Origin of the sequence: Microbulbifer harenosus (genome assembly GCF_005771435.1) — a bacterium.
In the GTDB taxonomy this organism is placed as follows: Bacteria; Pseudomonadota; Gammaproteobacteria; order Pseudomonadales; family Cellvibrionaceae; genus Microbulbifer; species Microbulbifer harenosus.
In genome coordinates this window covers 1-1,459 of record NZ_VANI01000042.1, presented here as the reverse complement: position 1 = coordinate 1,459, position 1,459 = coordinate 1, and the positions used below count along the sequence as shown (strand labels likewise).

The following is a 1,459-nucleotide window of genomic DNA, read 5'->3' as shown; positions in this document are numbered from 1 at the left end:
AGCTCTCCAGTGGTACATCCGGTGATAAATATCAGAAAAGAAAATATATAGAATTTCTGTGATTTCAATGGTTTTTCTCGTTCACATAACGCCTCAATCAGCCGACGCGTTAGCGGTCGGCTGCATTGATTTGTTAGGCGCTTTACTGTCCGAGATCTCTAATTTTTTAGCGGCCGTTTTATTTGATTTAATATGCTTTTCTAAACGCGAAATTTCTTCTTTCAGAGGTACAATTCTAACTTCATTAATGACCTTGAAAGTGACTGCAGCGGTAGCAACAATCACAGCCGCCATGATCCACAGCGGGTGCTCTTTCAAAACCGGCCAGTAGGAATCACCCTTAACCTGTGTTTCTATTGGAGCTTTGTGTGATATTGCGTCTGCTTTTGAGGGAAATGGTTCAGAAGTTACCAATGTTGTCATCAATGGCTCCATTCCCTTTATAACATTGAAATCCCAGTCAATATCAGCAGGCAGAAATCCAGTGGACTTATCCCAAATTTTCTCTGCGCCCAAATTACTTATCAGTGACTTCTTGCTCCGAGCCCTGACTTTACTTCCATTTGCACAGCTTGTGGCTACGCCTCTGTCGATCAAGAAAAAATCCAGAGCCTTGCATTCAGCAATAGCAAAGTCCCTAATATCCTCAGCAAGTACAGATTTATCAACAGATATCAGTAAATCCACGTCCGATCTAGTACTCATTGTACGATGCAATCGTGATCCGAATAGATAAACCTCAGTAACACCAGTAAAGGTATTCGTTAAGTCAGTTAATATTTTTTTTAGTGAATATGTATCGTATCTCATATCTGCTTTCTTACTGCCTAACGCCGCCGGCAGGGGCAGCTTGCCTTGTGCGCGCTTTGCGCGAAAATGGGAGCGTAGCGACCCGCGTAAAACGTGCACAAGGTAAGCTGTCCCGCGGAGGGCCGAAGGCCCGGAGCCTGGCTGCCCGGCCTTGTTAGTGTTGATGACCTTTGATGCCACCAAACTTACACAACCGGAAATTTTCAAGGCACTTGCGATACCCAAACTGACCTTGAGTGGCACACTTGGTTGTGCCGCACCCCGCTCTCCCTTGAGTGGCAAAATAGCCAACAGGGAGCGTTCCACTTTATTACCCTCGCCGCCACCACCTTACTTTTAGAATGGAAGCCACTGAAGGCGATTAAAAACGTCTCGTAAAATCCCTGCTTGCGAACTCCGCTCTACGGAGCACGAAGCCGCCGAATGCCTTCCGGATACCTTTAACTTTCCAGGCGGCGACACTTTGAACCCGAACACTAACGCCGCGCTCAGCCGCGGCTAACTTTGTGCGCTTTTTGCGCGATAATGGGAGCGAAGCGACCGCGTAAAAAGTGCGCAAAGTTAGACGTCGGCCTGCAGCGCATTGTTATGTGGAAGATGGCACTTGCTAGGAACATACATTTTCCTCTGCAAGACCTAATTCTATATT

Annotated in this window: 1 protein-coding gene; it reads right to left on the bottom strand. The window is 46.6% G+C overall.

Annotated features, from left to right (window positions below; all coding sequences use genetic code 11):
* Positions 1–93: 93 nt before the first annotated feature.
* Positions 94–1,116 (bottom strand): nucleotidyltransferase domain-containing protein, encoded by a 1,023-nt coding sequence (locus FDY93_RS19195; RefSeq protein ID WP_138237371.1) that lies wholly within the window; start codon positions 1,114–1,116, stop codon positions 94–96.
* Positions 1,117–1,459: the final 343 nt, after the last annotated feature.